General features: G+C 41.1%; 10 protein-coding genes. 4 read left to right on the forward strand and 6 right to left on the reverse strand.

The features are described 5' to 3' along the window. A partial coding sequence (locus tag WCV88_06185) for a hypothetical protein (GenBank protein MFA6475744.1) occupies window positions 1–214 on the forward strand: 214 nt, incomplete at its 5' end. Between the two features lie 287 nt (window positions 215–501). On the opposite strand, the gene WCV88_06190 is transcribed toward WCV88_06185, so the two are convergent. Further along, entirely contained in the window at window positions 502–1,050 is a 549-nt protein-coding gene (locus WCV88_06190; protein MFA6475745.1) for a Bro-N domain-containing protein, read from the reverse strand. A gap of 39 nt (window positions 1,051–1,089) precedes the next feature. Between WCV88_06190 and WCV88_06195 the strand changes: the two genes are divergently transcribed. After that, window positions 1,090–2,172 (forward strand): deoxyhypusine synthase family protein, encoded by a 1,083-nt coding sequence (locus WCV88_06195; GenBank protein MFA6475746.1) that lies wholly within the window; start codon window positions 1,090–1,092, stop codon window positions 2,170–2,172. A 129-nt stretch (window positions 2,173–2,301) separates the two neighbouring features. Here the strand turns inward: WCV88_06195 and speB are convergent, their stop codons facing one another. From speB to WCV88_06210, 3 genes are all read right to left on the reverse strand, one after another. Further along, window positions 2,302–3,180, reverse strand: coding sequence for an agmatinase (speB, locus tag WCV88_06200; GenBank protein MFA6475747.1), 879 nt, complete (start codon window positions 3,178–3,180; stop codon window positions 2,302–2,304). 1 nt (window position 3,181) lies between these two features. Next, window positions 3,182–4,540: a hypothetical protein gene (locus tag WCV88_06205; GenBank protein ID MFA6475748.1), complete on the reverse strand. Its 1,359-nt coding sequence runs from the start codon at window positions 4,538–4,540 to the stop codon at window positions 3,182–3,184. 81 nt (window positions 4,541–4,621) lie between these two features. Next, entirely contained in the window at window positions 4,622–5,911 is a 1,290-nt protein-coding gene (locus tag WCV88_06210; protein ID MFA6475749.1) for an argininosuccinate synthase, read from the reverse strand. Window positions 5,912–6,135: 224 nt separating this feature from the next. Between WCV88_06210 and WCV88_06215 the strand changes: the two genes are divergently transcribed. Next, entirely contained in the window at window positions 6,136–6,519 is a 384-nt protein-coding gene (locus WCV88_06215; protein MFA6475750.1) for an adenylyltransferase/cytidyltransferase family protein, read from the forward strand. Between the two features lie 14 nt (window positions 6,520–6,533). Further along, window positions 6,534–6,800 carry a 30S ribosomal protein S20 gene (rpsT, locus tag WCV88_06220; protein MFA6475751.1) on the forward strand — a complete coding sequence of 89 codons (267 nt, stop codon included), beginning with the start codon at window positions 6,534–6,536 and terminating at the stop codon, window positions 6,798–6,800. Here rpsT and holA read toward each other — a convergent pair. Together holA and WCV88_06230 are read right to left on the reverse strand one after the other, a co-directional pair. Next, the gene (gene holA, locus WCV88_06225) at window positions 6,790–7,680 is read right to left on the reverse strand and encodes a DNA polymerase III subunit delta (protein ID MFA6475752.1); all 891 of its coding nucleotides are present in this window, start codon (window positions 7,678–7,680) and stop codon (window positions 6,790–6,792) included. The genes rpsT and holA overlap by 11 nt on opposite strands. An 11-nt stretch (window positions 7,681–7,691) precedes the next feature. Further along, window positions 7,692–8,560, reverse strand: an 869-nt coding sequence (locus WCV88_06230) for a DNA polymerase (protein ID MFA6475753.1), incomplete at its 5' end; no start/stop codon positions are given.

Here is an 8,560-nt window from a genome sequence, read left to right on the forward strand (position 1 = left end):
AAAAGCAAATATCAGTAAAATACCCGTTTGTGGAGCCATAATGCTAGCTCTTTACGAAAAATTATCAAAAGCTGGCTACATTTCTTTAGTACAACTCTATGCAAAAGAAGATATGAAAGCAATCGAGAACGGCACAAAACTTTGCTCAACACTTCATAAGCACTTTCCTGAAGATAAGCGGTGGGCAATAAAAATCGAAAATAAATATTTTTGATTGGCGACTGTGACATCATATAACAGCGTGTATGCGGTTCCGCTACGCTCCACCCATATTGCTCCCTACGGTCGCAACATCGCATACACGCGAACGTTAACTGAAATTTGTGCCTTTAATATAAATCACTATGGCAACCCTTGAAGAATTACAACTTGAAATCGAAGAAATTATAAAGCGGTGGCAAAAAAGGTAGGCACAAATTCACATCGCCTAACACGGCGTATGCGGTTCCACAAAAGGAAAAACTAACTCACACGTTAGTACTGGTACACCTAGTCAGTCCACTAACCCCATGTTTGAAGCCGCTGAAACATGTGGGTTAGTGATGAGCTGATTCTATTCAACTTTTTTTTCAGTGATCCTTTTTTAATTGCTTTTAATTTAGTAGACGATAAATAATTTTTAGGACTAATCACTGTTTTACCAGTTTGTTTATCAAGTTGTTTACGAGCATGACCAGCAATAGTACCACCCTTTTTCGCGGCATGAGCATTTTTATTAAAACCTTCAGCTTGATCAATTGTTTCTTGAAGACGTTCATAACCAACTTTGGCGAGCCAGACTTTGAATGGTTCAGCCTTTGGTGATGGAATACTTTGAATAATTCTTAACATACTCTCAACATCTGCCACATCTGTTTCACGTTTTTTACCGTCTTTGGAGATCAATCTCAACTGGTTACAGTTTGTAACCACTTCACTACCCTCATTGTTTAAGCGGTTTTTCATGACTTTCCAATAATTTCTTGGATCATTACTATCAGATAGTATACCGACTACATCAACCACGCTAAAATACCATTTTTCCTCAGATTTAGCCCAAATCCGACGAATTTGAACAGTCTAGTCAAATGTGGTAACCTACTATGTATTATGAATACATCAACCCTCAAAAAGCTAACCCCAGCCTTACGACAACATATAATTCAACCAACGGCTAAGTCTAAAGGCAAAAAATCTGGCGCGGTCAGTGAGTTTGCTAAGAACACACTGCTTCATTGTAATGGCGGCAGTACCTTACAGGCGGCTTTATGGTTAAAAGATCATCTGGATAACGGTGGTAAACTAGTCATTACTTTGGCTGGAGCACTAAGTTCATTTGAAGTTGGTGTGATGCTGGCCGAATTGATTAGGCAAGACAAAGTCCATCTAGTGTCTGCGACTGGGGCTAATCATGAAGAATCATACTATCGCTATGTGGCTCATTCTCATTACGCTAATATCCCTCGCTACACTGAGCTTACTCCTGAACAGGAAGCTGAATTACGCGATGCCGGTTTGCGCCGCATTACTGATACTTTCTTACCAGAAGATGAATCGGTGCGCATTATGGAACCGCATTTGTTAAAAATGTGGCAAACTGCCCAACGCACTGGACAACGCTTCTTTCCGCATGAATATTTCCGCAGACTATTTGCCGAAAAATTAATTAAACCAGATCGTTTAGCTAAAACCGAAGATTGTTGGGCCTATGCCGCATATAAAAAAGATATCCCAATTGTGATTCCTGGGTTTGAAGATTCTACGATGGGTAATATTTTTGCCAGCTATACTTATGGTGGCAAATATCGGCAAGGTAAAAACCCGATTGTGCTCGACCCAATGATTATGAAAACCGGTCTAGAATATTTTACCTTCCTGTATGATTGGTACATGGAAACCGCGGCTAAACATCCGGTGGCTTTCTTACAATTAGGCGGTGGTATCTCAGCTGACTTCCCAATTTGTGTGGTGCCTTCATTGAAACACGATCTTGGTCTACATAAACAAGTGCGCGATTGGGCTGGTTTTATAGAAATTGGTTCTTCACCAATGTCTTATGGTTCATACTCTGGCGCTGGTGGTAAAGAAAAAATCACCTGGGATAAATTATCCACTAAGAGTTATTATCAAATCATTCAAAGTGACGTCACCGTGGTCTTCCCGTGGATGGCCGCGCTACTGTTGGGGAAATAAGAGACCTCTCCCCAATCTGTCTTTGACAGATGTCCCCTCTCCTTCCGTAGGAGAGGGGGTTTTTATGTAAACATTTATTTTAATTATTTCGTAGAAACGTGCCGCTGGCACGTCTCTACGAAAAACGTGTTACAATTTCCCCGGAAAATAAAACGACCCGATCATTTTATAGACTAACTTGGCCGCCAGAAAATCTGGAGCGCGCAGGCCGCCAATCGGCATAAACTCCATCACATCGGCACCAATGACCGTTTTGTGTTTGGCTACCGCGCGCACTAAACCTAAGACATCATACCAATTCAAACCACCTGGTTGTGGTGTACCAGTTGAGGGCATGATACTCGCATCAAACACATCAATATCTATGGTAATATAAACATTTTTCTTGAGGGTTTTGAGGATTTTATCTAACGGCACTTTAGGCGCTAAAAACATAGTATGGTTCTTTGAAAATTTCTGGTGTTGGGCTGCATCATCACTGGCGACAGACCGGATACCAACTGAAGTGACACTATCGGCACATTCAATACTACGACGCATAACACAGGCATGATTAAATTTTGTACCTTCAAAACTATCCCGAAAATCGGCATGGGCATCTAAATGCAAGACTGAGACATTTTTGTAAAACTCACAGGCGGCTTTAACGGCACCGTAGGTTAAAGAATGTTCTCCACCAAAACTAAAAGGAAATTTTTTTGCTTGATAGATTTGTTTCACGGCTTTATATACTTCATCCATCATGTCTCCCGGATGATCCAGTTGCGGCTCCATTTGGTCTAAAGTAAACACCGGTACTTTCTCTAAAGTTTCAAAACCTAACTCTTCATCATATAGCTCAAGCTGAGTAGAGGCGGCAATCATCGCTTCAGGCCCAAACCGCGTGCCACTTTGATAAGACGTAGTGGCATCGTATGGAATTGGTAGCAATACTACTTTGGCTTTATCCCAATTTGGATTAGGATATCCCATGAAATTAAACGTTGAACGAATTGGATATTTTATCATATTACCAACCAAATAATTTACCTAACTCCTCCGGCGACTGACGCTTGGTAGACACTTTAATTTCGCCATTATGCGCAATAATCTTTGTGGGGCTAGATAGCATGCAATGACGTGCCCCTAATGAATCTTGATACGCCCCGGTATCGCACACTGCCACATATTGATCAGACTCTTCCTGTAATTTAGGCAATAAAATATATGTTCCTTGAGCGGTATATTTATCATCACTATCACAACTTGAACCGGCTAACCAAGTACGTTGATTTTTCCGACTGGTCATATTGTTGGCTGGCATCACATGCCATTGCTGATGAATAGTCCAAGTATCTGGTAAATCATTTATGAAGGAACCATCAACAATATACCATTTACGATTACTGCCATTCTCAATCGGTTTTTCGGTTAGCACTTTAAACAAAGTGACTTGCGCTGGTGCCACTATGTATCTGCCCCACTCACAAATAATATTTGGTTCTTTCACATTATACTTCAAACTCATTTGCTTACAGGTTTTTATTATTTGATGAACAGCCGCCTTAGCTGTATAAATCGGTTTTTTTACATACGGCACGGCTCCCCCACCACCAATATCGATAGTGTCTAATTTAGGATTACGCTGGCGCAATTTAGCGTAAATCATAAACAACCGTTTCACCGGATCGGTTAAACCATCTAGTTTCTCAATTTGGCTTGAGACGTGATACGAGATAATCCCTAAATTAGGCACCTTGGGTAGTTTCAATACTTCCTCCTCTGGCAAACCAAAGTAGTTAAACTTTTTATCCCAATGAGATTTTACTTTAACATTAAGGTTAACGCGTAAACCAATTTCACATTTATTTTTTCTAAAGGCAGTTAACTCATCATGATGCTCCGCAATAGGCGTGATCATTAACCCTTCACGATTTAGCTCATCAATTAATTTAATATAGCGCTCGGTTTTAGGGCCATTACACAACACCCGAATCTTGCTATTAAATCGACCCTGCTCCCATAAGCGTTTCACAATCCACAATTCGTTAGCCGAAGATGTTTCCAAATTAGCTCCCTCAGACACCACTGACAGCACAAACTGCTTGTGCTGGTTAACTTTCATGGGGTAATGATAATAGAACTTACCTTTATAATCGTTCAGCTTGATATAAGCATTAAAGAAATCGGTTAACTGACGTAGCCGGTTTTCAACGATAAACGGGAACATCACTTCTAAGCTAGTACCATACTGTTTGGCTAGTTTATAGAGGTTATATTGGTAATTGCCTTCTTTCAACATCAAATCACCATCGGTGGTGATGTCAAAGTATTGGGTATTGAATTCCTCGCGGCCTAGTTTCCAAAAGCGCTTAAAGTTTCGTTTCATTTCAATATTAAACAAGTAAGGCTGTCATTATAAAAACTGTGCAGCGGGTGTCAATAGGTAAAATGTAGCTATGGTTGTAATTTACTTCAAGAACTGGCGCTCAAAGATTTGTTGTTTTGCTTGTTGCGACACTTGATAAGCCGTGCGTTGTGCTAATCCATACAACTCTATAAATCCAGCCGAGGCGTTTTGGTTGAACAATCCATCTTTGTTAAAGGTGGCTAAATGACCGTTAAATAATGAATAAGGAGAGGTTAAGGCAACTACTGTGCAAGTACCTTTATATAGCTTCACCTTAACCGTGCCGGTGACTTTTTGATTAACGCTCTGAATGTAGACGTTGAGATGCTGCATGGTAGGTTCAAACCACTGGGCACCGTAACACAAGTATGCCCATTTCTGATCTACATTGGCTTTGAATTCATTTTCTGTTCTTGTACAAACTAATTTTTCCAGATTATAGTGCGCCGTAATCAAAATAGCAGCAGCTGGTTGCTCATACACACCACGCACTTTCAAACCTACTAAACGATCCTCAATCAAATGAGTGATGCCAATGGCATGTTCGGCGCCAATTTTGCCCAACTGTAAAATAATATCGACTAATGCTAGGGTTTGGCCGTTCACTGCTACCGGTACACCCTCAACAAATTCTAGATCCAGGTAAACACCCACGTCCGGCGCCTGCTCTGGGGTTTTACAAATTAAGAGAATATTATCTAAAGGTGGTTCTAGATTAGGCGTTTCTATTTCTCCCCCCTCACCCGTATTGCCCCACATGTTTTCATCATAGGAGTATGGTTTACTGTTGCTTTGTCGCACCGGAATGCCATGTTGTTTCGCATAGGCAATTTCTTCATCTCGCCCCATGCTCCATTCTCGAACCGGCGCAATGGTTTGTAGATGTGGATTCAACGTTGTTAGATAACTTTCAAAACGTACCTGATCGTTGCCCTTACCGGTACAGCCGTGAGCTATGTAGTGAATACCTAATAGCCCGGCATAATGGACAGCCTTTTCTGCCACAATCGCTCGCCCAAGCGGACAGCTTAAATAATACTCTCCTTGATAACGAGCATTCGCTTTAATGGCTAAACTTAAAAACCGATCAGCGAATTCAATTTCGGCATGTTCAATTAACGCTTGAGTCGCACCCAGTTTAATGGCCTTGTCTTGGATGACTGGTAAATCATCAGCTTGTTGACCTAGACCAACCGTCAGTGTGATTACTTCAACGTGATAATTATCCTGCAACCATTTTAAGATCACAGAGGTATCTAAACCGCCTGAGTAAAGTAATAATACTTTATCACCCGGTTTGGGATTACCTTCATGTGAAGCAACTTTTTGATAAATAGTGGTGTTAAGCATAGTTGTAATGTTAGTGAGTGAATAATATTCCCATACAATTAAATAAGGGCTTCCCGTAGAGAAGCCCTTATTGGTTTAATGGCAAAGTAAAATTCTCTACGGGCAAATACGACGTAGAGTCCGACGAACACTCAATTGCGACTGGAATAATCGAAACATAATGTTTGCAGTCTACGCTGATCAATTTTTTTGTCAAATACCTAAAAAGGTTTATACTACTCCACATGCCAAAAACTGTTCTCATCTTCGGTACTTTCGATAAACTTCACCCTGGTCACCGGTTTTTTTTGAGCACAGCAAAAAAACAGGGTGATAGATTAGTTGTAGTAGTGGCCCGAGATAAAAATGTCTTACTAGTAAAAGGACATTTACCGAAACAATCAGAACAGGTTCGTTTACAACAAGTCCAGGCAGTGCCAGAAGTGGCTGAGGCCAGATTGGGTTTAGAAGATTTTAGTAAAAAAGAGCTTATTATTGAGCAAATTAAACCTGATATTATCTGTTTGGGATATGATCAAACCCCTAATTTTATTGCCCCAAACCAATCAATTCAAGTGATTCGTTTACCGGCGTTTCGTCCGGATATTTACAAATCTAGCAAGCTGTGATACCTTCTATCCCTATGGCACACAAAGCAGCCGCCTTCAAGGCGATCAGACAAACCATCAAACTCACAGCGCGCAATCGTAACCGCCGCCGCACCGTCAAAGAATTGACCGGTGTTAGTTTAAAAGCGATTGAGACAAAAGCGCAAACCGCTGTTGAACAAGTGCGCGTCGCCTGCAAAGCAATCGATAAAGCGGTACAGAAAGGCAGTTTACATCGCAACACTGGAGCTCGGAAAAAGGCTCGCTTGGTAAAACGATTAAACTCAATTCTTAAACCGTAAGTTCAACCACTAATTTATCTAACACAACCACTGGGGTTAGCCTGGTGGTTTTTAGTTTCAAATCAGCTGCCACTACCATCTGGTAAGCGTTGACCAATTGCTCAGCACCAAAGCGATCAGCCATTCGACCAACCTGTTTTTGTACATAAGGATGAATTTTCGCCGCCGCTGCCCCACCGGCTTTCACTTGAATTAAAATTGTAATCTGACGAGCCAACATGGTTAATAAATAAAACGCATTGGCGCCGGTTTCGAGTTGATCATGTAATAAGCGTAACGCTTGCCCAGTTTGACGAGCCGATAACGCATCTGTGAAATGAAAGATATTTTCATCCAATGGTGACTGCACAAATAATTCTACTGTCGCTAAAGTAATGACCGTCTGATAATTAACTAATTGGGTAATAACATTGGCCATCCGCCAGGTATCGCGACCTAAGGCTTGAATAATATAATTTAAAGCCGCCGGTTCAATTGTTCCACCTGCTTGACGCACCCGTTGGTTAACCCAATGCACTAACTGAGCTCCAGTTAATTCAGCAAACTCCTCTACTCGCTCAGCCGCTAAAACGCTAGTCTTCAGAGTTGAATCTTCTTTTGGTAATTCACTAGCAGTAATGATAACAATGGTATCGGCATCACTTGGTGGAATTGTATCAGCCTTTAAAGCAAAAATATCCGTTATGACAATGCACCGTTTCTTAGTAAACAACCCGGCACTGTGTAGCTTGGCTGCCAACGTATCAGCGGTCAGATCACTCGCCGCCACTGTTTCTATACTGGCTTGGTTAATATCATATTTCTGCACAAACCCTTGCCGTAACGTCATTAAACGTTCATGGAGGCGAAAGGTGTCTGAACCATGGAGGAAAATAAGCATAAGGAAAACTACTATGACAAGTCCTGCCAGTTCTGTCCAATACCGATATCCACTATTAAAGGAACTTTTAATGTCACCACTGTTTCCATGACATGTTTGATCAGATCGGCTTCTTTTTGCACAGTGGCTTTATCAACTTCAAACACCAATTCATCATGCACTTGTAATAACATCACAGCCGATAATTTTTCTTGCTGTAACAGATCAGCCACTGCCAGCATGGCTTTTTTAATAATATCAGCGGCTGTACCTTGCGCTGGCATGTTAATAGCGGCGCGTTCAGCGGCGGCTTTCACTTGATGCATACCAGAATTTATATCCGGTAAGAATCTTTTTCGGCCAAACAAGGTTTCAACATACCCTTGTGTTCTGGCTAACGCTTTTGTGTTAACGATATATTTTTCAATGGCGGGATGTAATTTAAAATAGCGTTCTAAATAATATTTGGCTTCATCATTAGATATTTTAGCATCACGTGATAAACCATACACCCCCATACCATACAAAATACCAAAGTTAATCGATTTAGCCGCGCGCCGCATCTCTGGTGTGACTGCACTAACGTCAACCCCATGAATCTCAGCGGCTGTTTCCGTGTGAATGTCAGCCCCATGTTTAAAGGCTTTAATGAAGGTTTCATCTTGCGCTAAGTGAGCAATGATTCTTAATTCAATTTGTGAATAATCTAATGATAATAATACTTTACCAGGTGGAGCAATAAAGGCGCGCCGAATTTGTTGTCCTAATTCGGTGCGAATGGGAATATTTTGTAAATTTGGATCAACTGAAGATAACCGACCAGTGGCGGCAATCGTTTGATTATAACTGGTATGGATCCGTTTAGTTTTTGGATTAACTAACTCAGGTAGTGCATCCACAT

The organism is Patescibacteria group bacterium (genome assembly GCA_041665365.1).
GTDB lineage: Bacteria > Patescibacteriota > Patescibacteriia > UBA9570 > UBA9570 > UBA9570.

What these genes read in the sequence shown, in the direction of transcription:
- WCV88_06205 (MFA6475748.1), bottom strand. Translation starts at nt 4,540, where the DNA reads ATGAAACGAAACTTTAAGCGCTTTTGGAAACTAGGCCGCGAGGAATTC.
- WCV88_06195 (MFA6475746.1), top strand. Translation starts at nt 1,090, where the DNA reads ATGAATACATCAACCCTCAAAAAGCTAACCCCAGCCTTACGACAACAT.
- WCV88_06215 (MFA6475750.1), top strand. Translation starts at nt 6,136, where the DNA reads ATGCCAAAAACTGTTCTCATCTTCGGTACTTTCGATAAACTTCACCCT.
- speB (MFA6475747.1), bottom strand. Translation starts at nt 3,180, where the DNA reads ATGATAAAATATCCAATTCGTTCAACGTTTAATTTCATGGGATATCCT.
- rpsT (MFA6475751.1), top strand. Translation starts at nt 6,534, where the DNA reads ATGGCACACAAAGCAGCCGCCTTCAAGGCGATCAGACAAACCATCAAA.
- holA (MFA6475752.1), bottom strand. Translation starts at nt 7,680, where the DNA reads ATGCTTATTTTCCTCCATGGTTCAGACACCTTTCGCCTCCATGAACGT.
- WCV88_06210 (MFA6475749.1), bottom strand. Translation starts at nt 5,911, where the DNA reads ATGCTTAACACCACTATTTATCAAAAAGTTGCTTCACATGAAGGTAAT.